At 37.6% G+C, this 23,937-nt stretch carries 24 protein-coding genes; 15 read left to right on the forward strand and 9 right to left on the reverse strand.

Annotated elements, in window-relative coordinates; all coding sequences use genetic code 11:
* Window positions 1-46 precede the first annotated feature (46 nt).
* Genes N7931_RS19525 through N7931_RS05420 form a run of 5 tightly spaced genes read left to right on the forward strand, consistent with a single transcriptional unit; the run spans window position 47 to window position 5,783 of the window.
* Complete coding sequence (locus tag N7931_RS19525; RefSeq protein ID WP_316250567.1) at window positions 47-538, forward strand: prepilin-type N-terminal cleavage/methylation domain-containing protein; 492 nt, start codon at window positions 47-49, stop codon at window positions 536-538.
* Window positions 535-1,107 (forward strand): prepilin-type N-terminal cleavage/methylation domain-containing protein, encoded by a 573-nt coding sequence (locus N7931_RS05405; protein ID WP_262792487.1) that lies wholly within the window; start codon window positions 535-537, stop codon window positions 1,105-1,107. Before N7931_RS19525 ends, N7931_RS05405 begins: the two co-directional genes overlap by 4 nt.
* A complete protein-coding gene (locus N7931_RS05410; RefSeq protein ID WP_262792488.1) occupies window positions 1,107-1,928 on the forward strand; it encodes a prepilin-type N-terminal cleavage/methylation domain-containing protein in 822 nt (273 codons plus the stop codon). Before N7931_RS05405 ends, N7931_RS05410 begins: the two co-directional genes overlap by 1 nt.
* Window positions 1,918-2,346 (forward strand): hypothetical protein, encoded by a 429-nt coding sequence (locus N7931_RS05415; protein WP_262792490.1) that lies wholly within the window; start codon window positions 1,918-1,920, stop codon window positions 2,344-2,346. Before N7931_RS05410 ends, N7931_RS05415 begins: the two co-directional genes overlap by 11 nt.
* Complete coding sequence (locus N7931_RS05420) at window positions 2,343-5,783, forward strand: DUF6701 domain-containing protein (RefSeq protein ID WP_262792491.1); 3,441 nt, start codon at window positions 2,343-2,345, stop codon at window positions 5,781-5,783. The genes N7931_RS05415 and N7931_RS05420 overlap by 4 nt, the downstream gene beginning before the upstream one ends.
* Here N7931_RS05420 and N7931_RS05425 read toward each other — a convergent pair.
* The 3 genes from N7931_RS05425 to N7931_RS05435 are packed head-to-tail and all read right to left on the reverse strand — an operon-like array spanning window position 5,780 to window position 7,268.
* A complete protein-coding gene (locus N7931_RS05425; RefSeq protein WP_262792492.1) occupies window positions 5,780-6,160 on the reverse strand; it encodes an ATP-binding protein in 381 nt (126 codons plus the stop codon). The genes N7931_RS05420 and N7931_RS05425 overlap by 4 nt on opposite strands.
* Window positions 6,161-6,169: 9 nt before the next feature.
* The gene (locus N7931_RS05430) at window positions 6,170-6,856 is read right to left on the reverse strand and encodes an LrgB family protein (protein WP_262792493.1); all 687 of its coding nucleotides are present in this window, start codon (window positions 6,854-6,856) and stop codon (window positions 6,170-6,172) included.
* On the reverse strand, window positions 6,849-7,268 hold the full coding sequence (locus N7931_RS05435) for a CidA/LrgA family protein (protein WP_262792494.1): 420 nt from the start codon (window positions 7,266-7,268) through the stop codon (window positions 6,849-6,851). The genes N7931_RS05430 and N7931_RS05435 overlap by 8 nt, the downstream gene beginning before the upstream one ends.
* 107 nt (window positions 7,269-7,375) lie before the next feature.
* Between N7931_RS05435 and N7931_RS05440 the strand changes: the two genes are divergently transcribed.
* Window positions 7,376-8,263: a LysR family transcriptional regulator gene (locus tag N7931_RS05440; protein WP_262792495.1), complete on the forward strand. Its 888-nt coding sequence runs from the start codon at window positions 7,376-7,378 to the stop codon at window positions 8,261-8,263.
* A 634-nt stretch (window positions 8,264-8,897) separates the two neighbouring features.
* A complete protein-coding gene (locus N7931_RS05445) occupies window positions 8,898-9,299 on the forward strand; it encodes an MAPEG family protein (protein WP_262792496.1) in 402 nt (133 codons plus the stop codon).
* Between the two features lie 76 nt (window positions 9,300-9,375).
* On the opposite strand, the gene N7931_RS05450 is transcribed toward N7931_RS05445, so the two are convergent.
* Window positions 9,376-12,186: an insulinase family protein gene (locus N7931_RS05450; protein WP_262792498.1), complete on the reverse strand. Its 2,811-nt coding sequence runs from the start codon at window positions 12,184-12,186 to the stop codon at window positions 9,376-9,378.
* Window positions 12,187-12,266: 80 nt separating this feature from the next.
* Window positions 12,267-13,073 carry a divergent polysaccharide deacetylase family protein gene (locus tag N7931_RS05455; RefSeq protein ID WP_262792499.1) on the reverse strand — a complete coding sequence of 269 codons (807 nt, stop codon included), beginning with the start codon at window positions 13,071-13,073 and terminating at the stop codon, window positions 12,267-12,269.
* A 120-nt stretch (window positions 13,074-13,193) separates the two neighbouring features.
* Here N7931_RS05455 and modF point away from each other — a divergent pair, with 120 nt between their 5' ends.
* On the forward strand, window positions 13,194-14,630 hold the full coding sequence (modF, locus tag N7931_RS05460; protein ID WP_262792500.1) for a molybdate ABC transporter ATP-binding protein ModF: 1,437 nt from the start codon (window positions 13,194-13,196) through the stop codon (window positions 14,628-14,630).
* A gap of 45 nt (window positions 14,631-14,675) precedes the next feature.
* On the forward strand, window positions 14,676-15,158 hold the full coding sequence (gene greB / locus N7931_RS05465) for a transcription elongation factor GreB (RefSeq protein WP_262792501.1): 483 nt from the start codon (window positions 14,676-14,678) through the stop codon (window positions 15,156-15,158).
* Between the two features lie 99 nt (window positions 15,159-15,257).
* Here the strand turns inward: greB and N7931_RS05470 are convergent, their stop codons facing one another.
* Window positions 15,258-16,088, reverse strand: coding sequence for a DUF6279 family lipoprotein (locus tag N7931_RS05470; RefSeq protein WP_262792502.1), 831 nt, complete (start codon window positions 16,086-16,088; stop codon window positions 15,258-15,260).
* 12 nt (window positions 16,089-16,100) lie between these two features.
* Complete coding sequence (locus N7931_RS05475) at window positions 16,101-16,607, reverse strand: DUF4760 domain-containing protein (protein WP_262792503.1); 507 nt, start codon at window positions 16,605-16,607, stop codon at window positions 16,101-16,103.
* Window positions 16,608-16,748: 141 nt separating this feature from the next.
* Between N7931_RS05475 and hemC the strand changes: the two genes are divergently transcribed.
* From hemC to modC, 6 genes are read left to right on the forward strand one after another with little or no spacing between them, the layout of a single operon-like run.
* Window positions 16,749-17,678 carry a hydroxymethylbilane synthase gene (hemC, locus tag N7931_RS05480; RefSeq protein ID WP_262792504.1) on the forward strand — a complete coding sequence of 310 codons (930 nt, stop codon included), beginning with the start codon at window positions 16,749-16,751 and terminating at the stop codon, window positions 17,676-17,678.
* The gene (locus N7931_RS05485; RefSeq protein ID WP_262792506.1) at window positions 17,665-18,417 is read left to right on the forward strand and encodes a uroporphyrinogen-III synthase; all 753 of its coding nucleotides are present in this window, start codon (window positions 17,665-17,667) and stop codon (window positions 18,415-18,417) included. The genes hemC and N7931_RS05485 overlap by 14 nt, the downstream gene beginning before the upstream one ends.
* The gene (locus tag N7931_RS05490) at window positions 18,414-19,670 is read left to right on the forward strand and encodes a uroporphyrinogen-III C-methyltransferase (RefSeq protein ID WP_262792508.1); all 1,257 of its coding nucleotides are present in this window, start codon (window positions 18,414-18,416) and stop codon (window positions 19,668-19,670) included. The genes N7931_RS05485 and N7931_RS05490 overlap by 4 nt, the downstream gene beginning before the upstream one ends.
* Window positions 19,667-20,857, forward strand: coding sequence for a heme biosynthesis HemY N-terminal domain-containing protein (locus N7931_RS05495; RefSeq protein ID WP_262792509.1), 1,191 nt, complete (start codon window positions 19,667-19,669; stop codon window positions 20,855-20,857). Before N7931_RS05490 ends, N7931_RS05495 begins: the two co-directional genes overlap by 4 nt.
* Window positions 20,858-20,861: 4 nt before the next feature.
* Complete coding sequence (gene modB / locus N7931_RS05500; protein WP_262792511.1) at window positions 20,862-21,554, forward strand: molybdate ABC transporter permease subunit; 693 nt, start codon at window positions 20,862-20,864, stop codon at window positions 21,552-21,554.
* Between the two features lie 31 nt (window positions 21,555-21,585).
* Entirely contained in the window at window positions 21,586-22,668 is a 1,083-nt protein-coding gene (gene modC, locus N7931_RS05505) for a molybdenum ABC transporter ATP-binding protein (protein ID WP_262792513.1), read from the forward strand.
* A gap of 41 nt (window positions 22,669-22,709) precedes the next feature.
* Here modC and N7931_RS05510 read toward each other — a convergent pair whose 3' ends face one another.
* Together N7931_RS05510 and apaG are read right to left on the reverse strand one after the other, a co-directional pair.
* Window positions 22,710-23,516: a symmetrical bis(5'-nucleosyl)-tetraphosphatase gene (locus N7931_RS05510; RefSeq protein ID WP_262792515.1), complete on the reverse strand. Its 807-nt coding sequence runs from the start codon at window positions 23,514-23,516 to the stop codon at window positions 22,710-22,712.
* Window positions 23,517-23,553: 37 nt separating this feature from the next.
* On the reverse strand, window positions 23,554-23,937 hold the full coding sequence (apaG, locus tag N7931_RS05515; RefSeq protein WP_262792516.1) for a Co2+/Mg2+ efflux protein ApaG: 384 nt from the start codon (window positions 23,935-23,937) through the stop codon (window positions 23,554-23,556).

Genomic DNA, 23,937 nt, shown 5'->3' on the forward strand with positions numbered 1-23,937 from the left:
AATTTTCATACCGGAAAGATTAGTCTTTCCGGTAATACCTCAAAAAATGACTCGCACGCAAGGCTTTACCTTAGTCGAACTTATCCTTGTCATTATTATTATTGGCATTATTTCTGTTACTGCTTTACCTAAAATATCAATTATTGATCGCAGTTCTCACTTAATTGATGCCAGAGACCGACTTTTATTTATTTTACGTCATACCCAACTGCAATCTATGCAAGACTCGCAAAGTAGCCAATGTTATAAAGTTTTGGTTTACCGAAGCCAGCGTTTTGGTCAACATAATATCTGTTCGAGTTATACTCTTCCGGCTAGTTTTGCTCAACCTTATTTAGGCTATAGCCAAGCAGAGTACAATAATTACCGCCTATTTATTACGGTTAATGACCGACGTGTAACCAGCTATTCACAAATTTCATTTAATTCTTTGGGGATCCCTGAATTTGCCTGCACTGGAGGCTGCAGCATATCTTTAACAGCCAATGACCAGACAGAAACAATTTATATTGAACCCCAAGGTTATATTCATCTATGAAAATATCGCTCAATAAACCCCAAGAGAATGGTTTTACTCTAATTGAGCTAGTTGTTGGTATTATGCTAATAGCGATTGCTATGGTATTTTTTATTAATATGCTTCAAAACAGCAATAAATTTGTTGCTGATCCTTGGCATCAAATCCGGGCAACCGAGTTAGCATCAGCTTTGATGAGCGAAATAACAGCTAAATCTTTTGATGAAAATTCAGATCGCAGTGGTGGATTAACTCGCTGTAGCAGTAACGATGCCGGCGCACAAAGCTGTTCTGCAGCCAACAACTTACAGCCGGATACTGACGAATCCAATCAAACCGAATTTGATGATATTGACGACTATAATGCCTTTGAAAAAAGTGGCAATGAAATTGTTAGCTTAAATATACCACTAAACTCAGAATTAGAAGCTGCTTATGCTCAATTTAAAGTAAGTGTTAAAGTATTTTACGATTCAAACTTTGATGGAGTTGCAGATTCAACAATTGGCCAGTTTAAACTAATTATAATTACTGTCACTGATCCCCTCGGCAATCAAACTGAGTTTGCTAGTTACAAGGGGAATTATTAATGTATTCCTCTATAAAAATCAAAGGATTCACCCTAATTGAATTGGTCATTGTTATTGTTGTTTTAGCTATTATTAGTTTATTCTCCACCCGGTTTTTAGGTTGGGGAGCACAACATTATGTGGATGTAACAGAAAGGCAGCAAGTATTAGACGATAGCCGCTTTATTGTTGAACGATTAACTCGTGAGTTCAAGCAAGCTATTCCATATAGTATCAGAGTGCTAAACTCTGCTAGCTTTTCCTGTATTGAATTTATACCAATAAAAACCAGTGGACGATATTTATCTATCCCTATATCAGAAAGCAAAAATTATTTATCTGTTGTTGCCCCTAGTTCTAGCTTTATAGAAGCAGGAAACATAATCACTATTTATCCAACTAGCCCAGCTAAAGTATATGATTCTACCCAGCAGCAAAGCTTCCTAATTGATTCTGTTGATTCCGTCGTAGATGACTCTCAACTCGTCTATTTCACTTCTAATATTAGCTTTGCTGCCGGTTCACCTGCAAAACGCTACTATATTTGGAGTAACCCTGTAAGCTTTTGTCTTGAAGACCAAAAGATTTATCGTTATCAAAATTATGCAACCTCAGTAAATCAATTAACGCCAACCCAATTAAAGACCCAGTTAGGTGTTAATTACGCTTTAATGGCACAAAATGTAAATAATCAATTGCCGGAAGAACAACCATTTAGAATAGGGACAGCAGATTTAGTGCGTCATGCTCAAGTCGCGTTATACTTAAAGTTTTCACGCTTAACAGCAAATAGTGACAACATGTTCATGTACCATTTAGTTCAGGTTCCCAATGCACCTTAAATATAAGTCTATACATACAGGTTCAACACTGGTTACAAGCTTATTTATTATTGTTTTTATGGCAGTGTTATTAGCTGGTATTTTACGTACAATCAGTATTGGGGGCAGCAATATCAGTTATGAAGTAATAGGGCAAAGAGCACTTTTATCAGCCAAAGCGGGTTTAGAAGTTGGTTTATCACGTTTATATCCATTGGACTCAACAGCATCAACTGATTGCGCAACAATAACAGCTAGCACGGTTAACCTACCTCAACAAAAAAGTTTTTTTAGCGGTTGTACTGTTAGCTTATCTTGTGAAACTCGCTCTGGTGTAAATAATGGTGGTGATCTCTTTATTATTTCAGCTATAGGGCAATGCACAGCTGCAGAGTTAACAACATCTCGCAGACTCATAATTGAGGCCGTTGGTTTATGAAATTAAGCAAGCTCATTATTTTTTGGATTAGTATCTTTTTCCCCTCTTTTTTATTGGCAGCGCCAAGTTGTGACCAAGTATTTAGTGGTGCAATTGCTTCTAATACTAAACAAGGTACTTTAACAATGTGGAATAACGCAAAAATAATTAATGACCCTGCACCTCAAGCTTTGCCTTTTAAGTCAATTAACGATTACAGTCCAATAAATGGTTGTGGTGATAATATTCAATGTAATGTTAGCGGTAAAGCAAATCCAGAAATGGCTTTACCAACATTTTTAGCCTCAACCGCTAGTAACTGGATTCAATACGAACATGATGTAACATTCACCAATAGCAGTAATGGTAATGTCACTTTAAATGGCAATATTTCGGGAAGAATAGAGCACCCTAATAGCGTATATCGCTTTAAATCACTAACGTTTCACAATCATGCCAAGCTATTTTTGCCCCCCGGTGATTATTATACTGACTCACTAAATATGAGTAATGGTTATATTATTGTTGATACAAGTAGAGGCTCAGGCCCTGTGCGTTTACATGTAAAAAATAATTTAGTGCTAAATAATTATAGTCAAATCAATGCAGGTACTTCTCCAAATAATATGATCGTCTATGTGCATGGGCAAGATACCTATAATAGTGTAAACATGACCAGCGAAACCAAAATGTCTGCTTTTTTATATGTAGATAGTGCTGCAAATGACGGTCGTGTCACATTAGATAACTATGCAAGTTTTTATGGCAGAATGTCAGTTGGTTATTTAACTCTAACGAGTAATACTACAATTGAATATGCAGGTGATCCTAATCAAATAGACTTTGGTGATGCTTGTGAAACAACACCTATAGTATCTAGCTGCCCTGTTGCTGGAGATAATAAAGCTAAAGTCACAATAAACGAATTTCATGTCGAGAATAGAAATAGTTGGATTGAACTTTATATTCGAGATGCTAGCCGGAAAATTAATTTAAAAAACTGGAAAGTTAAAATGCATGGTAGTGATAAAAGCAGCCAGTTTGAGTTTACTTTGTTTAATAGCAATAAGTTTTTTAATCAAGGTGACTTTCTTGTTTTTGCGAAAGATCCTGATAATGAGCAGCTTTCGGGTGTTCCGACTAACTATCTTTTTGATAAAAGCGGTATAGATTGGCACAACAACTTCCAAGAAATATTATTAGTCGATGATAGGGACCAACTCGTTCATTATTTAAAATATCAACAAGGAGAAGGAGATAACAGTGAATGGAGTGACTGCTTAACAGATTACCCAGAAGCATCAACGTTAATCGAGCCCCCAGGAAATAAAGACAATGCATGTGCCACTGTTGATGGCAGTGCAGATAAAAATGAATGGGACAGTAACTGTGATCCTTCACCTGGTAAAACTAATGAAGAAGAAACAATAGATCATTTTGAAATCATTCATCCAACAACGGCTATCAGTTGCTTGGGAGCTCAGGTAACTGTAAAAGCTTGTTTAGATTCAAGCTGCTCACAACTGGCAACAACGCAAGCTTTCGCCACGTTAAATAAAACGATTTCAGGTAATACTAGCGCATTAGATAACAACGCTTTTATTGGTAGTAAAGTGGTACAATTCACCCAAGCTGGTACTTTAACCGCCCATTTAACTCTATCGGGATTATCACAAACAGCCCTAACTCAATGTAAAGATGAAAGTGGGAGTTTAAGCAATTGCGAAATTTTATTTAGTGATTCAGGATTGTTTATTAGCAACGCTTCCACAAGAAGTTGTGAGAATACCCAGTTAACAATAAAAGCACTAAAAACAGATCAAAATTTAAGTTGCTCTCCAGCTTGGCAAGGAGATAAAAGTATAAATTTAAGCTTCAGCTATGTAACGCCTAGCGCTCCTAATCCAGCTAATCCTGCTAACATAAATGGTGTATCTTTTACTCATAATCAAGAACAAAATACAATATTAAACTTTAATGAAAATGCTACCGCAACTGTAGATGTTAATTACCCAGATGCAGGCATTATCAGCATTGCGGCTGAAGACCCTAATCAAATACTTGCCAGCGGATATGGTCAGGTTATTGCGGTTCCGGCCAAATTCAATCTAGTCACTAGTGAAACAGCAGAACAAGTAGCTGCTACTAACTTCAGTTTTAGTATTACAGCTCAATGTAGTGATGATTCCATAACCCCAAACTTTGTAGCTGATAAACTACAATTTCAGTTTTTTAGAGACATCCCCTCAAGTGCAAGCTATACCGGGAAAGAAGCTAAACTAACTTATAATCAGGATGCTAATACAATAGACTCATCTTTAGTCAGTAGCTTTACGGGGGTTTCTGGTATTCACTTTAGTGATGGTATTTATCAGTTTAATAGTGCAAAAATTAACGAGGTTGGTAGCTACCGGCTTACAGTTCAAGAACCTAATTATTTAAACTCTGGTTTATCTATTTTATCAAATACAAAAAGCTTAGGCGTGTTCATTCCTAGTAATCTATTAATTTATCAATCAATAGATACTTTACCTAACGGGTTTACCGATAGTCGAATACAAGGTCAATATAAAGAAGTCATCAACTCATTTACATATCTAGGTCAGGATTTTGGTTACCAAACTCAACCTAAAGTTATGATTTTAGCTGAAAATGCCCAAGGAGAGATTGTCTATAACTATTCGCCTGCATTAAACACGGCTAATTTGAAACCCAACTACAACCAAATATCAGCTAGTAGTGTAAGTGGCCGCCCTATCACTTCTAGTTTTACTGATGGATTACTAACTGATAATAACAATGGTAGCTATAGTTATGAATTTTCAACTAGTGATGAATTTAGCTATACCAAAAATGCAGCGAATATGGAGCAAGTCCCATTTGAAAGTGATATTAGATTACAATTTAACAGTAACTTTTTTCTTGATAGCACTTATAACCAAATATCTAACAATCAAACGAAAACCATTTCGCCATATTCAGCCACAATTCGCTCTGCTCGATTGGTAACAGACAACAATTATGGACCAGAAACCGATCCACTTAACTTACCAATTTATATTGAATATTACACTGCATTAGGTTGGCAATCATTAACTGATGACAATATCACTCAGCTAACGTCTAATACTTTCACCATTGGCAGCACGACCCATGGAGTGAATGAGAATTGGCATTCATCTTACTCGATCAGTAGCGGTAACAATGTTAACTTGTTGTCGCCATCCACTGCGGGCAGCTTATTAACAAGCCAAAATGGTCAATTACATTTGAACTTTTCAGCCCCTGGTTCTGGTAACTCTGGCACATTAAATAACCGGATCAATTTGTTTGATTACCCTTATCTGCAATATGACTGGAATGCAGACGGGTCTTTAGATACCTATATAAATTCTGAATTGATTTGGGGTCTATATCGAGGTAAAGATAGAGTTATTTTTTGGCGGGAAGCTTATTAACTATCCTGCCAGTTTTTTTTCATTTTTTGAATGACATCTGGCGCTACATTGTGAATATTAGCCCACTCCCCTTTGCAAGTTATGATCTCTAGCTTAACCTGATACTTTTCAGCTAGCTTTCGATAAGCCCTCATTTCCCAGTAGCGAACAAAGGTATTGGCGACAACCACATTTTCTTTACGTAACAATGCTAATTCGGTTTGTTTTAAACACCAGTTATGTGCCTGCTCAAGCAAACTGCTATCAAAGCGATACTCACCTTGTTTGTTAATAAAAAACTGATCTGCCTCCAAATGCGTCGCATCCAGTGTTTTAGCTAAAGTAGATTTACCTGATCCGGGTAATCCACGAATTAGGGTGAGTATTTGTTGTGTCATAAAATGGTGTCATAAAAAAGTAGCGAATAAAGGTGCGCCTAATACCATAGCCACACCGGTAAAAATCATAGTTAAACTGGCGATAACGCCTTCCTCTTGTCCAATTTCATACGCTTTGGCAGTCCCAGAACCATGTGATGCAGCACCTAAAGCTGCGCCTTTGGCCAATGAAGTTTTAACACCAATCATTTTAAAAACCGGCTCACAAATAACCATACCAATAACACCTGTCATTAATACCAGCATAGCGGTTAAATCAGGGATCCCGCCAAATTTAACCGTTGCTTGCATCGCAAATGGGGTAGAAACTGAGCGAGTTAACATACTATTTGCCAATTCGTCCGGCATTGGAAATAGTTGCACCAAAATCCATGAAGACAATAAACCCAAAGTTAATCCGGTAATCATACCTAAGGTTAAGGTAATTGGGTAACGACTGATAATTTTTCTTTGCTGATAAATCGGCAAAGCAAATGCAATCGTTGCAGGGCCAAGCATCATCACTAAAAAATGGGTATATTTAAAGTAACTGTCTAGTGGAATATCCATTGCCAAAACAAAAATAATAACCGCAAAAGGGGCTGCTAAAATAGGCGCTAGCCAAAATACCTTTTTGTATAAATAAGCCCATTTACTTAAATAATAAAACCCAATGGTTGCCAACAAGCTCATGATTGCCAGAGCAGTATCAGACATGGGCTGCTCCCTTTATTAAACGATCAAGACGCTGATTTAATTGTTTTTCAAGCTTAAAAACTTTATCAACCACCCATGCAGTGCCAACCAGCGCAATTACAGTGCCGATAATAACCGTAGCAACAATGGTCAAACCATCCTGACGCAAAAGCACCTGATACTTTAAAACAGAAATAACCGGCGGCACAAAAAACAATAATAATTCGCCAATTAACCAGTTTGCGCCGGTTTTAATTGCGCTTTCCGGTATAACTTTAGTCGCCAGCAAGATAACCAAAATAGCTAACCCTAAAATACTACCCGGCACCGGAAAATTGACTATTCCAACCAGCCAATTGCATAATAACAACAAGCCACAAATAGCAGCGAGCTGAACTAAACAACGCAATACAGAGTTAATTTTGCTGGTCATAATTGCTCCAACTGATCAGTTTAAATAATGATGTGACCAGTATAAATCTCAACAAAATATAGTTAAAATGAATGTTAAATATGAAATCAATAACTTTTGGTTAATTAATGGATTTACGTGTTCTCAATTATTTTACTGCGATTGTTGAAACTGGCAGCTTTGGTAAAGCGGCTGAGCAAGTTCATATTTCACAACCGGCATTAAGCAAAGCAATTAAACTGCTTGAAGATGAACTGTCTGTAATTTTGCTGGAGCGGGGGAAACGCGGTAGCCAAATAAAACTCACACCAGCGGGCAGTTTAGTGTATCAACACGCCCAAACACTGCTCGACAATAAACACAAAATGCTCACCGAGCTAAAAATGCTTAAACGGCTAGAATACGGCCATTTAAAAATAGGGTTATCGCCGCTTGGCAGTGCTGAGTTATTTGCCCCAATAATTGCCAAATTCAGAGCCAACTACCCTCAAATTGAAATTGAATTATTAGAGCGTGGTGGCGCAGCGCAGGAAAACGCACTGCGTAATAGTGAAATTGAACTGGCAATGAGCTTAATACCGGATGATCAGGATTTTGAATGGCTGCAAGTGTGTAATGATCCTATGATGGTTGCTTTGCCAAACAGTCACCCGTTAACCCAATTACAAGAATTAAGTTTATTAGACTTAGCTGATGTTGCTTTAGTCACTTATGAAGAATCTTTTATGTTACACAAAGTGATTTTAAGTGAGTACGACAAAACTGGCATAAAACCGAAAGAAATAACTAATGTATCACAAACCGATTTTGGTTTGGCGCTAGTGGCGGCTGGTGCAGGCGTTATGCTCTTGCCTAAATTAATTGCGGAAAGACATATCACTCAAGGGGTTACATTAAAGCCTTTAAAAAGCTCAAGCCTACGCTGGCAACTGTGTGTAATATGGCGGAAAAAAGCCGTGCTATCGTTTGCGGCTGAAGCAATTCTTGGACTAATTAAAGCTAAATTTTCAACTTAACTAGGGCCTGTTAACGTTTGATATACAAATTTTGTTCTAACTAAATGCTTTTTAATAGAGGCGCAGCGTTGAAGGCCTAATGGATTAAGTCAAACGGCTGCAAAATTGTGCTCAAAAGATCAACAGGCCTTAGGTAATGGCATTATTGATTATACTACAAACTTGGAGTCGACTTGATTCGAGAATAGAATCAATTAATAATGGGTCTTCTAGTGTCCTAAAAATAGCAATAGCGCTAATGACTAAAGAAGTAAAGACAAGGCTCACTATTGCATTATCTCCGGTTCCTAACTCTAAATCATCACAAATAAACTCATTCATTTTTTTCAAATGATCGAGTATAAATATTTTTGGTTTGGCTTTCCTTAAAAACGATATCATTGACCAAAAATGCTAGCGGACAAGGTTTTACACCTTTCACATGACCTTGTCTCAAATACTAATTTAATAATTTTTCTATCCAGGCTCTATTTGAAAGACCCTGTGGCTTTTACTGCATTAACATATTATTTCTGCGCCGTAACTAACGGCACTTTTAAAATATGTTCTTTATCATATTTTAAATCTCATTAAGATGAAGTTTTGAATGAAACTCAAAATGTATGACTATTAACTATCTAAGTAAGGACTAAATATGATTATAGCTATGTTTGCAATGACACTGCTTACAATTATTGTTGGCTTGATAGCATTAAAAGCAAGGTTTGCCAGTGTAAAAAATGGCTCTTTGCCGATTAAATATTTTCGTCTAATGCAAGGTGAAAATACACCTGAAATAGTAATAAAAACAACTCGCTGCTTTAATAATTTATTTGAAGTACCTATTTTATTTTATGTTATTTGCCTGTTATATTTGGTGACAAACTCAGAAACTATTAGTGCACAAATTATTGCTTGGCTATTTGTTGGTTTTAGAGTGTTACAAGCTTATATTCATCTTTCTTATAATAATGTTAGACATAGGATGCTTAGCTTTTTTGCCGCAATAATATGTATTTTATTATTATGGATAATACTACTGGTTAAGATTATTTAATCGATGCCACCCATAGTTGATATTTAAATAGGGTATTCTAGATAAAGCCGCCAGATCAGCGGCTTTATCATAAATTTTAGTTCAGCCCAGTCCCTTTTAGCTGAATTAACAATTCCATTTGCTGTTTACCCAATAACATCTTCTGGTAAACCGGCATTAAATCGCCAAGCTGAATTGACTCTAACGCCTCAATCGCTTTTTGCTTGCTATCAAATGTCAGCTTATCGTCGACAAAGTCATTAAAATAAGGCTGAGCTTCGCCAATTAAATTATCCGGCTTTTGGGTATATTCAGCCAATAAGCTCTGTTTAGTTTGTAAAAAGTCTTGTTCACTCAAATTAGCTAAACTGGCTTGGTACTCGGTTAAAAACCGGTCAAAGCGGGCTTTTAAGGCATCGGTATCTGTATTGTTACTTTGCACCAGCATGAGAAAAATTGGATGATCTGACCAAGCAAAACTCATGCTTTGCACTTGATAACCCAATTGCTCTTCGGTTCTTAACTGACGGAAAAATTCACTGCGTAAGTGAGTATTAATCAAATTCAGAATCTGATTCACTTTTTCTGACTTTTCAGGATAAATATAAGCATTAAGCACAGCTTGATCGCTATGCTCTACTTTTTGCTGATAAACCAATTTCTCCCCCGCCATAATGTCAATAAGCGGACGGCGATAACGTTTAATCGCTTCTCGGTTTTGGGCTAAATAAGGTTTAATTTGCTCAACCATTTCACTGACAGTTGCCGTGCTGTAGGCACCATAAGCGAACAACATAATATGGTTACGTTGTAATAAATCCTGTTTGTATTGATTAACCATATTAAGAGAGACATATTCGCTGGCTTGCAATAATTGCTCATCCGTTAACGTTTGATACATTAACTGAACTAATAAACGATTGGTTTGCTGCGCTGGCGTTTGTTTAGCCTGATTGCGCAAGCTTTCCTGATATTGAGCTAAAGCCTGTTTAAATTTATCTGGCTGCGCGGTAAATTCAGCTAACTCGCGCATTATTTTTTCAATCAATAAACTTTGATTACCCGCTTTACCTCGCATTCTAATCCGCAGGCTACCACCAGAATATTGTAAAACTTCAACCTGAGTTCCGGCTCTGCCCGCTTTATCTAACAAAGCAATTAAATGTTGCTCAAATAAATTTTTAAATAGATTAGAGGCAACTTTATATTGTCCGTCTCTGTCGCCAATATATGTATTAATAATTAGCTCAAGCCAACCTTTATTGGTTTGAAACTCTGGGCTATGAAACGCCCATGCTTCAATGCCTTGCGTTTCAACCACCAAAGTAGGCTTATCTAAAGTAGCCGGTACATTTATGTCTAACTCAGGATTAAATAAATCGTTAGTGGCGGGTAATTCCAGTTTAATTTGCGCAGCCAGTTGTTGCCAAAGTGTTTGTTCGGCAGGTGAAATCGGTGCCGTTGCATATTGTCCTAAATAATAAGGGATTGGTGTATCAACCTGAGCCGTGGGATAAATGTGCCAAAGTCGCATATTATTCACATTTAATTGTGCAAACAATTTGGCTATTTCTGCTTTATCAAATTCGGCAAAAGTTGCGGTGTAATCCAATAAATGCGCGGGCGGATATTCATACATAGCTCTGGCTAGATAAGTAGAGGTTTGCACCAATGGGCTTTTACTACGGGTATCAAAAGCGTCCACCGATAATGCTTTTAATTCATCATAATATTTTTGCTGAATACCCTGATTTTTTAACAAGTTAATGTAAGATAAAGTCGCTGCAATAATTTGGTTTTGTGCCTCAATTCCCTTGTCTGTTAATTGCACTCTAAACTGCACAAAACCATCTTGACCATAAAACTTTTCATCAACATTAACTGTACTAGAAACCGCTAAATCATTATTACGCAAATATTCGCCAAGCGTATTTGGCTCTTCCGAGCTTAATAAATAACTTAAATAGCTGTTTGCTTTTTTCTGCCATTGTTTACTGTTATTGCCAATCGGAAATTCAATTAACAATAACTTTTGCTCTTTTTGTGGTTGATAATAAATATGTTGATTGATTTGCTCTGGCAAAATTCCGGCAACATTAACTTGTGGCCGTTCAATATTTTTATTTTCGATTGAACTGAAGTGTTTTTCAGCCAGCGCTTTTAGCTCAGGCAAACTTTGTTTACCGGCTAAAACTAAATTCATAATATTGGCTGAATAGTAAGTTTGATAAAACTGTTTCATTTCCGCCAATAAATTGGAGTCTGGCTTATCTGATAAAGTTTCTAAATTGCCGACACTCATCTGACTTAAAGGGTGGGCCGGATTACCAGTTTCCCCTCTCACTCGGCGTAAAATCCAACCATCTTCACCACGGCCTTTACTCCACTCGTTATCAACCGCAGTGCGCTCTTTATCGGTATAGGTTGGATCAAATGTCGGTGTTTTAAAATAGTCACTAAACCTATCTAATGCTGAATCAAAATATTCCTGATTAATCGTAAAATAATAGTTTGTATGATCTGTGCTGGTATAAGCATTGGTATAACCACCTTTAGATTCAACAAATTTAAAAAAGCCAGATGGCTGCGGGTATTTTTCAGTGCCTAAAAACAGCATGTGCTCTAAAAAGTGGGCAAGTCCAGGTTGGCTAGCCGGATTTTGATTACTACCAACGCCAACAGCCAGCGAAGCAACCGTTTGTTCACTATCAGGATCAGAAATCAGCACCACCTGCATGCCGTTATTTAAAGTCAGGTACTGATAACTACGATTATCTAGTGCATTGGTGCGAATATCTGTATTTTCGACCACTTTAGGCTTTTCAGCCGTTGTTTGTGTTGCTGCACAATTAACCAAAATAAAACCTACACAACAATAAATCAGAGAACGAACTATCCCAACAGACACTTTTAATTCCTCTTAACAAATCAGCAGTCCAACCAACCGCTGTAAATAATTTTAAAACAGAGACAAAATAAACCTGCATTTTAGTCAGCTTTATAGTCGTTTGAGTTCAATTTAGCATAACGACTGCTGGCAGGTTCAAGTGATGACACTTTAGTTAACTCAATATTTTTAGCCGAGTTTTCTGCAAAAAAAGCGTGTAACGCGGCAATTGTTTGTGGATGCGGATGACCTATGGCGATCACCGTTTGTTTTTTTTCAGCTAATTTTAAAACCAAATCCAGCTGCTTTCTAATTGCTTGCTCGTCTAATACATTATCCAAAAAAACATGGCGACGATAAGCGGTTACACCTTGCTTTTGTGCAACTTCTAATGCAATTGAGTGGCTGGTTGTTCGGCTATCAACAAAATATAAATTTCGCATTTTAAGCGCCTGCATAATCACATTCATCGGCTCATATAACTGAGTTAAACGACTGCCCATGTGGTTATTAACCCCGGTTGCATACGGAAATTCAGCTAAAGCCGAATCTAATGTATTTAAAATTTCGGCTTTATCCATGTTTGCTTCAATTGTACCCGGCTCTAAAACTCGGCCAGATATAGATTCCATCGGCAAATGCAGCATAATTTCTTGCCCCCGACGATAAGCTTGTTCAGCTATTTTTTTGCTAAACGGGGTATGGGGTAAAACAGATAAAGTAACTTCGGCAGGTAAAGTTAATAGCTCAAAATCGCGCTGATTATAGCCAACATCGTCAATAATAATCGCAATTTCAGCATGAGCTAACACACTGTAAAAAAATAAGTTTAAACCTAAAAAAAGCGAGAGCAAGACAGCAACAAGCTGTTGATTAGCGCGATTTATTCTTGTTATTAGTAAATTCAAAAACGTGATCCCTGATAAATTCTAAAGGCAGTTTAACAAACCTTAAATAGCCATCCAAATATATTTAACCCGCTTTTTTTATCAGGTAAACTCATCTTTTTAGCAATCACTTAATTGAACATGACTCAGCCTCTAATTTCCCTAAATCAACTTGATGCCACTTTATTTAAAACATACAAAATGCATAACCTTAACTGGCAAGTCAATGCCGGTGAACACTGGGTTTTGCTGGGGAAAAACGGCTCGGGGAAATCAGCCCTAACTCAAATAATTGCAGATGACGCTCAAATAACGGCTGGTCAATTAACAATAAAAGCTCAGCATATTGAGCATATCTCTTTTGAGCTACAAAAAAAATTAATTGAAGCAGAACTCAAAAAAGATGATGCCGATATTTTAGATGTAATTGCAGAAGGCACAGACGTTAAAGACATTTTATATAGCGCTGAACTTAAACAAGACTTAACACTTGCTCATTCATTAATTGAACAATTTGATTTTGCTAAATTATTAGATAAAAAATTCAGAGACTTATCGACCGGAGAAACCCGCAAACTGCTATTAATTAAAGCGTTAATTAATCAGCCGGATTTATTAATTTTAGATGAACCTTATGACGGCTTAGATGTAAAATCATGCGCCCAACTCACGCAGGTATTAGCCAATTTAAGCGATAAAATAACCATGGTTTTTGTCTTAAACCGGTTTGATGAGATACCTGAGTTTATCAGTCATTACGCTTACCTGAATCAAGGTCAAATTGAATTTAACTTTGAAAAATCGGAGACCGAAAAATTAACCACGCTTGAAAAATTACTGCATTTAGACCATTCAGATTTACAAACCCCACCGGCAGGGGCTGAACCATCTTACCAACCTCAAGCTGATCAAGCTTTAGTTAAACTGAATCAGGCTAAAGTCGCATTTGGTGATAAAGTTATTTTTCATAACTTAACCTGGAATATTATGCCGCAACAACACTGGCAACTCACAGGTAAAAATGGTTCAGGCAAAACATGCCTGTTAAATTTAATCACCGGCGATAACCCACAGTGTTATCGCAACGACATTTGGTTATTTGGGTTTCAGCGTGGCAGCGGCGAAAGCATTTGGCAAATAAAACAACACATTGGGTTTATTTCAAATAAATTGCATTTAGATTATCGAGTTGGAGTAAGTGCGCTTAATACCATTATTTCTGGTTTTTTCGACAGCATAGGTTTATACCAGCAACCTAGCCCAAACCAACAAAAAATAGCCAAACAATGGCTTGAGTTATTAGGGCTAAGCGATAAACAAACAACGCCTTTTACACAACTTTCATTTGGTGATCAGCGTTTATTGCTTATTGCCCGAGCTATGGTAAAACACCCGCCACTACTCATTTTAGATGAACCTTGTCTAGGGCTAGACGAATTAAATCGGCAACGGGTACTGGCGCTTATTGAAAAAATTTGCCAAAGCCAAACAACTACTGTGATTTATGTAAACCATCATGCGGGCGATAAAATTAATGGCATTAATAACCATCTCGCAATGGAAGGTTATCAAGCATAAAAACGACAACAAGCTAAACAAATAACACACTGAATAACCTAAAAGATGAAAACAAACTTAATTACCCGCGAAGGCTTTAACCAATTACAACAAGAACTGGATCAACTCTGGCGGGTTGAACGCCCAGAAATTACCAAAAAAGTAGCTTGGGCAGCTAGTCTCGGAGACCGCAGTGAGAACGCAGATTACAAATATAATAAAGCTAAATTAAGAGAAATTGACAGACGAGTCAGATACTTACGAAAACGCTTAGAAGTATTAAAAATTGTAGACTACAACCCACAGCAAGCCGGAAAAGTCTATTTTGGCGCTTGGGTTGAAATAGAAAATGATGATGGCAAAACCTTAAAATTCAGAATCGTCGGCCCAGATGAAATTTACGGCCGCAAAGATTATTCATCAATCGACTCCCCAATGTCCCGCGCCCTACTCGGCAAACAAATAGATGATGAAGCCATAGTACAAACACCCGAAGGCAAAAAAGTCTGGTATATCAATGCAATTAGTTACGATATAGAGATTAAATAATTTTGTAGAACCCATTTTCAGGAGGCTTAAACAACATTCAAATATAGGCTGAACTTTATATAAGTAGTAACGCGTAAACCACATATTATATTAAAGTGATTACCGAACTAACTCTGCTAACTCAGTTTTATAATCCGCAATTTTTTCTAATAAATGTTGTTTTTGTTTATCGCTGCAACCAGCAATAAAACGGGGTAAAAATTCTGCGTACAAAGCTTGGTTATATTTAAGCGTTTGCTGTAAAGCTGCGCTACGCATTTGTTCTGGCTGGGCTAATAAGTTGTTCAATTTAACCGTTTGTACAGGATCATCATTGGCAAATAATAAGCTTTCAAATTGCTTAATATAAGCAAGCCGGTATTCAAACCAAAGTGTACGATCAGCCTGATAACGCAATAATTGTTGTTTCAACTCCGCAATTTGTTTATCTGTTAAGCGGCCAAACCAGTTTTCATAATCTTCAATGTGATGCTCTTGGGCATCTTCCCGTCTTTCAGCATCGGTTTTATCGGCAAATTTCTGGTATTTTTCTTCTATATTTTGTTTTAAGTTTTCAATTAATGACTGTTTTTGCGCTGCTGACAAGGTTAATAACTGGCGTGTCACATCCGGTGCTATATGTGCCAATAAATTATGCCAATGCAATCTTGCCGCATTAGAGTGCTGAGTGACATCTTCGGCAGATATGCCCTGTTTAATATCTGCTTCTATTTCGGTTAATAATTGTTGATAAAGTGGTAGCTGGGTTTGTCTGTGCCAGTTATGCCAGCGCTCAAAATGCTGCTCAAAAATCTCGGCCTGCTGGCTATGTAATTCAACATAATCATCTAAATACCATTTAGCGAACCAATCTAATTTGTTGTAATAAAAAGATAAACTACAGCCGGTTAATAAAGGCCAGCAAAGTATTAACCAGCAAATTCGTTTCATAGGTACATCCTTTTATTTTGGTTGATTAATCGGTTTATTTTGTTGCCAGAGTTTAACCACCTGCTCTGTTTTTTTATACAAATTAGGACTTAAATCGGTTCGCCTTTGTTCAATATAATCTTTAAAAAATTCAAAAGCATAACTAATTGTATTGCCCATGCTATCTTTTATTAGTTTTTCTTCATATACCCCATTTAACATGCCTGCACATAAAATTTCTATTTGATTCAAATACATGTGGGCATCGGCTCTGAGTTCTGAGTCTTTATCAAATGCTTCATTTATTTTGCTTAAATCGGTTGAATGAGTTTGTGATAAATAATCCAGCTTAGTGCTGATGGTTTTTAAGCTCTGATTTTTGCGAAAATCGACAATCGCATTTTGGGTTAACATCATTCTTTCCCATTCATGTGAACGGGCATGTAAGTTAAATTGTTTACGGGCATAAATAAAACCTAAACTAATGATTAGGATCATTAAAGCCTGCACTAAAATATTTAAAAATTCATAAATGGTCATAACAATACCCGAGTTTAAAAACTTGAGTATACCTTAATCTCGTATTTGGGGATTAATCGCTTTTAAGCTAAGATAGCGTTTATCTAATCCTGAAATCCGTTTTCACCCTTTCAGGCAAGCAATTAAAGGTTATAAGTCTATATGAAACAACATCTTCGCATTGCAACACGCGATAGTTTATTAGCCCTCTGGCAAGCAGAATACGTTCAGCAGGAACTACAAAAACATCACCCTGAGTTAACGGTTGAGCTGGTAAAAATTAAAACCAAAGGCGATAAAATTTTAGATACCCCTTTAGCAAAAATAGGTGGAAAAGGCTTATTTGTTAAAGAGCTTGAAGTAGCTATGTTAGAAGGCGAAGCAGATATTGCCGTGCATTCAATGAAAGATGTACCAATGGAGTTTCCACAAGGTTTAGGTTTATCAGTTATTTGTGAAGGTGAAGACCCAAGAGATGCATTTGTATCTAACCAATACAATAGCTTAGATGAGTTACCGCAAGGCGCAGTAGTTGGTACATCTAGCTTACGCCGCCAATGCCAATTACTCAGTATTCGTCCAGATTTACAAATCAAAAGCCTGCGCGGAAATGTCCAAACCCGCTTACGTAAATTAGACGATGGCGAATTTGATGCAATTATTTTAGCTTGTGCCGGATTAATTCGTCTTAAATTAACTGACAGAATAAAACAATCAATTGCCCCAGAAACTATTTTACCTGCGGTTGGTCAAGGTGCTGTTGGCATTGAGTGCAGAACAGACGATACTCAAACCCAAGCTTTATTAGCCTGTTTGGGCGATCAATTAACAACAACCCGCTTAACCGCAGAGCGAGCCTTTAATACTAAGTTAAATGGCGGCTGTCAGGTACCTATTGCGGGTTATGCAACCATTAACAATGGGGAAATGTTTTTACGTGGTTTAGTCACATCATTAGATGGCAAACAAAGATTTTATACCGAAAAAACCGGTCCGGTAGAAAATGCCCATGCAATGGGTGAAGCTGCTGCAACTGATTTATTAAATGCTGGTGCAAAAGCTGTACTTGACGAAGTATATGGCAACCAATAAGCATTATGTATTTCATACCCGCCAAGGAGAACGAGCTGAGCAGTTAAATTTACTGCTCAGTCAGGCTGGTTTTATTTCGCTAAACCCTGAGCTTTATAAAATTAGTCAGGGCATAGATTTACCACTTATCCAATCAAACTTGTCTGTCACCCAAAGCGATTGTTTAATTTTTACCAGCCAGTATGCCGTACAATTTTTATTGGCAAATCTTACAGACCAGCAACTTTATGCTCTAAAGCAATTAGCGTGTGTAGCTGTTGGACAAGCAACCGCAGATTATTTAACACAACACGGTTTTAATCAGGTAGCCGTGCCGCAGCAACATACCTCTGAAGGCATTTTAGCTTTAGCTCAAATACAAGCTTGTAAACGCGCCTTATTATTTAAAGGAGAACAAGGCCGGGATCACATTCTGCAAAGTTTTAAACTAGCAAACAAAGACTTAAAAACCTACAATGTATATAAACGTGACTGGCAGACCCTTACAAACATAGAGCTGGAAAATATAACTCAAGCAGATTATTTTGTATTTACCAGCGCAGAAGCCGGACTCACTTTAATCAAACAAGCACCAGAAAAGCTACTGAAAAAACTAAAAACAGCCCCTTGTTTAGTTCCGTCAGAGCGTGTAAAAAACCAAGTTGAGCAGTATGGTTTAACTCAGGTTAACAATATTCACAGTGCCAATAACCAAAGTATTTTAAAAGCACTGAACATAATAAATGGTAATCAATTATGACAGATAAAGCCGACAGCAATAACACCATTGAAATGGCAGCCAATAAAGAATCAGACAAAGTTTCAGCTCAGCCTTCGGCTCATTCAACCTCTGCCAATAAAGAATCAGAGCAAACTCATTCAAGTAGCGCGAAAGCAGAGCCAAGCGCCGATAAAATAACGGCCAGCAAAACTGAAAAATCAACCCCACCACCAATAAATCCACCAAAGGTTAAAACTAAATCGAATGCTATAGCCTGGCTGGCTTTGTTAATTGCTTTGGCTGGTTTAGCTCTAGCAGGCTGGCAGTATTGGTTAACTTATCAAAAAGGTGAACAAAAAGATTTACTCAGCGAGCAATTAAAACAGCAGCAAAACCAGTTTATTCAGTCTGCGAACCAACAACAAAACACCAATACTCAGACATTAAAAAATGAGCTAAACCAGTCGCTTAGTCAATTTAAAAATCAGTTTGAACAAACATTAAATCAACGACAAACTCAACTTCAGCAAAGTATCGACAATGTCACCGCTAGCCTAAATAAAAGCCAAAGCCAAGCTGCATTGGCTGATATTCATCATCTTATTCAACTAGCCTCACGTAAACTTTATATTGAGCAGGATAAGACAGGTGCGGTTACCGTGTTAAAATTAGCTCAGGCTGATTTAGCGCAACAAAATAACAGCCAGTGGTTTAATTTAAGTAATCAAATATCGACCGACATCGCCAATATCGAAGCATTAAAAGAGGTCGATGTACAAACTTTGTATTTACGGCTCACAGAATTAAATCAAAAAGTAATTCAACAACCGCTAAATCAGGCATATATCCCAAAAGCGACAGAGCAAAGCCAAAACCAAACAGCCAGCTCAACCATTGGTTGGGATAATCTTTATATCATTTGGCGCGAATTTTTAGATTTGTTTTTACCAAAACAGCGCGACGGCAGTGTCGAAGCTTTGTTATCACCGGCTCAGGTAACTAACTTGCAGCAAAACTTAACCAGTAAATTTAATCAGGCGCAGTGGGCTTTGCTTAACAAGCAAGCGAATGTATATCAAACTGCAATCAGCCAGATTCAAACTTGGGTAGCGCAATATTATCAGGTTGATTCTGAACAAATTGGTCAAATCCAACAAACGCTGGACAATTTAAAACAGCAGGATTTATCTCAGGACTTTTCAGCATTAGAGCTAAATTCATTATCAACTGCCAAAGCCTTGCTACAGCAAGCTTCTCAAACGTCATCAACAAATGATCAGGTGGCATTATGATAAAAATAATCCTGTTTTTTTGTTTTGCCTGCGCCTTAATTGCATTGGGGGCGGTGGTAGTTGAAGAAAAAGGTTATGTGCTAATCTCAGTTGCTAACTGGACTTGGGAAACCAGTCTGTTTGGTTTTGTTTTAATGCTGGTTGCGCTTTATATTGCTTTTGTGATTATAAAACTAATCATCCGCTCGGTATTTAATGTACGCAAAAACTGGCGAGAGTGGCGCACCGACAGAAAACACAGCCGTAGTTTAAAAACCTTACAAGGCGCGATTGAAGCTTTATTAAATAACCAATGGCAAAAAGCGGAGCAACTCAGTTTAAAACACGCAAAACATAGTCCAATTGCCAGCAGCCACTATTTAATTGCGGCGGAGGCAGCTCGTCAACAAAATCATAATGATGACAGCAGCGTTTATTTATTACGCGCCCAACAAACAGGCTCTGAAACCGATAAACAATTTGCCCTGTGTAAAAGTTTAATGCAGGAAGGAAAAGCAGAACAGGCGATTGAAAAGTGCGAAGTTTTATTAACAGCAGAACCTAAACACAGCGAAAATTTATTACTGCTTGCCCGCCTTTATCATCAGACCGGACAATTTGAAAAACAAAGGGAGTTATTAAGCAGAGTTAAACGCTATACAGACATTAGCCAAGCCGAGTTTAATCAATTAACTTTAGCAGCATTCGCCCCGTTATTTAAAGCCGCAAGCGAACAAAAAGATTTAAAATCGCTTCAGCTCTATTATAAAGCAATGCACAAATTGATTGAGCCAATTCCACAAAGCACCCAGCTTTATTTATTAGCGTTACACAATGCTGGTTTTGAAAAAGAAGTTGAATCCAATTTAATAAAATTGTTTGAGCAAAATATTAGCGACTCTAATCTAGCGTTGTTGCACCAGCTAGAATTGAATCAACCGCTTAAACTAACCGCGTGGATTGAAAAACAAATTAAACGCCAGCCTGACAACGCTCAATTAAAAGTTTTGTTAGCGATTACAGCCTGTAAAAATAATGATTTACAACTGGCTCAACAAGCTATGGAAAGTGCTCTACAGCAGTCAGAGCAAACGGCTAATCCACAAAATTATGGTATTTTAGCCGATATTTATCAGCAACAGAACAATACGACAAAAGCAATAGCCTGTTATCAAAAGGCTTTAGCTTTAACTAGCCAAAAAGCATAAACTCATGTTGGAACTCAATCAGGCTGATTATTCTGCGATAATATTAACGCTTAAATTAGCCGGTTTGGTTACCCTGATTTTATTGGTGCTTGGCACTCCACTAGCTTATTGGCTGGCAACTAGCCGATCCCGGTTAACCCCGGTAATTAATGCAATTGTGGCTTTGCCTTTAGTTTTACCCCCCACGGTTTTAGGGTTTTATTTATTAATTGCAATGGGGCCAAATGGCCCGTTAGGGCAATTAACGCAAATGCTTGGTATAAGCGGACTCGCTTTTAGTTTTGGTGGTTTGGTTGTTGGCTCGGTTTTTTATTCTTTACCTTTTGTTGTCCAGCCTATTAAAAATGCCATTCAAGCAATGGGCTCCCGTCCGCTAGAAGTAGCAGCAACGTTAGGCGCATCCCCGCTTGATCGCTTTTTCAGTGTAGTTTTGCCAAATGCTAAACCGGGGTTTTTAACGGCGGCTGTACTGGGGTTTGCGCATACCGTAGGCGAATTTGGTGTTATTTTAATGATCGGCGGTAATATTCCCGGTGAAACCAGAGTGGTTTCGGTACAAATTTATGATCATGTAGAAAGCTTAGAATATGCACAGGCACACCAATTGTCTGCATTAATGATGATATTTGCATTTGTTGTGCTCTTACTGGTATTTCAACTTAATCGTAAACAAAGCCGTGTAAATCATGTTTTTTAACTCTCTCCACAAACACCAAGATGCAGATTCAATGCGTTATTTATCTGTGAATGTACGGATAAACCGCCCACAATTTAATTTAAATCTGAATACTAAAATTTTATTAAGCGGAGTAACCGCAATTTTTGGTCATTCGGGTTCAGGGAAAACCAGCTTATTAAGATGCATAGCTGGATTAGAAAAACACAGCCAAAGCAGCATCCAATTTGGCCAAACATATTGGCAAAACAAACATACTTTTTTACCGACTCATAAAAGACAAATTGGTTATGTTTTTCAAGAACCGAGTTTATTAGCGCATTTAACCGTTCGTGATAACTTAAATTACGCCATAAAACGAGCCGGAAAAAACAGACATATCAGCGAATCTCAGGTTGTTGAACTTTTAAAACTAACACCTTTATTAGCTCAGTTTCCGGCAACTTTATCTGGCGGTGAAAAACAACGGGTTGCGATAGGCCGAGCGTTATTGGCTCAACCTCAACTATTATTAATGGACGAGCCACTTGCTTCGCTCGATTTAAAACATAAATACGAAATACTGACTTATCTTGAGCAATTAAAACAGCAATTAAATATTCCGATTATTTACATCAGCCATAGCCCGGAAGAAGTTGCCAGATTAGCAGATCAGCTGATTATGCTGGAAAAAGGGCAAATTATTTCACACCAATCTATCGAGCAATCTTTTGATTTATTAAATCAGGCTAATCGCCAACTTAATGAACAAGCTGTATTTTTAAGTGCAGAGTTAATTGAAACGGCACAGCAATGGCAACAAATGAAAGTAGCGTTAAAGTCGGCCGGAAAAAAAAGTACAACTTACCTTTGGTTAAGCCAAATAAATGTCCAGCCAGAACAAGAACTCAGACTCAAAATTATGGCGAAAGATGTGAGTATTAGTTTACAGCAAGCTCAAGGCTCCAGCATTCAAAATATTTTGCCTGTGGTCATCGAAAAAATAGAGACTTTAGATTCCGGCATGCAGTTAATTACCTTAAATGCAGGTGAGCATCTGTTATATGCCAAAATTTCTAATAAAGCTGTGCATGATTTAAAACTGTATGCGGGCATGCCGGTTTATGCACAAATTAAAGCGGCGGCGTTAATTTAAAGTGTGACCGCTTTATAAGCTTGCAGGTTGCTTAATTTGTATTAACTCAAACTTTGTTGAATAAAAAACTCTCTGGTTTCTGCTTTATACAAAGTTAAATGATTTCCCCACACACACCCTGTATCTAAACCAATAAATTGGCTATTGCGGGTATGGCCTAATAAAGCAGCCCAATGGCCAAATACAAAAGTTTGTGGATTATACGTTTCAACATCAAACCATGGCGATAAATCCAACGGAGCTTGTTCTGGCGGTAGCTTACATTTAAAATCTAAACCGCCTTCGGCATCTATATAACGCATTCTAGTTGTTGTATTGATAATAAAACGAAAAGCTTCTTCTTCGGTCAAATGCGCACGCCATTTTCTCGGCTCATTGCCATACATCCGCTCAAGCCATATTTTATAATCTTTTGAATTAATTTTTTGTTCCGCATGAGCGGCTAAAACGAGCTGCTCAGAAACCGGTAAACTCGGGTGCATACCCGCATGGCTCATCACAATATCAAATTGAGGGTATTGTCTAATTAACGGTTGTTTACGCAGCCATTTAGCATATTTTTCAAGGTAGCTCGCATTCAGGAGCTTTTTAAGTTTATCGTTTTTTTTAGGTTCAAAAAAACCAGCATAAATCGATAATAAATGTAAATCGTGATTACCTAAAACTGGCTCTACAGCCGAGTCCAGCTCCAGCATTAACTTAGCAACCTTTTCAGAGGCGGGACCACGAGCCACTAAGTCACCAACCGGGCATAAAATATCTTGTTTAGGATCAAACTTCACTTTGTCCAACAAGCGCATTAGCTCATCGTAACAACCTTGAATATCACCAACAAAATAATGTGCCATTTACCTCGACCTGACTCTGCTTAAACTTAAAATTGGATTAATTTAGAATATTAGGCTGCGCTAATCTAAATACATTAATTGGCGCTTTAAATGATTGCTCGTTTTCAACTTCAATCATATCGTAGTGGCCTTCCATAGTTGCAACTGGCGTATCTACCACGGCTCCACTGGTATACTGGAATTTACCATTGGGTTTGATCACTGGCTGCTGACCAATAACCCCATCGCCCTGCACTTCGACTTTTTTGCCATTACTGTCCGTAATTAGCCAATAACGGCTTTTAAGTTGAACAGCTTGATTTCCTTTGTTGTGAATCGTAATTGTATAGGCAAATACGTAGCGGTCTTCTTTAGGATCGGACTGCTCATCAACATAATAGGTTTCAGTTTGAATTTGAATAGCATCTTGCGGATTGATCAT

Source organism: Catenovulum sp. 2E275 (assembly GCF_025515275.1).
GTDB lineage: Bacteria > Pseudomonadota > Gammaproteobacteria > Enterobacterales > Alteromonadaceae > Catenovulum.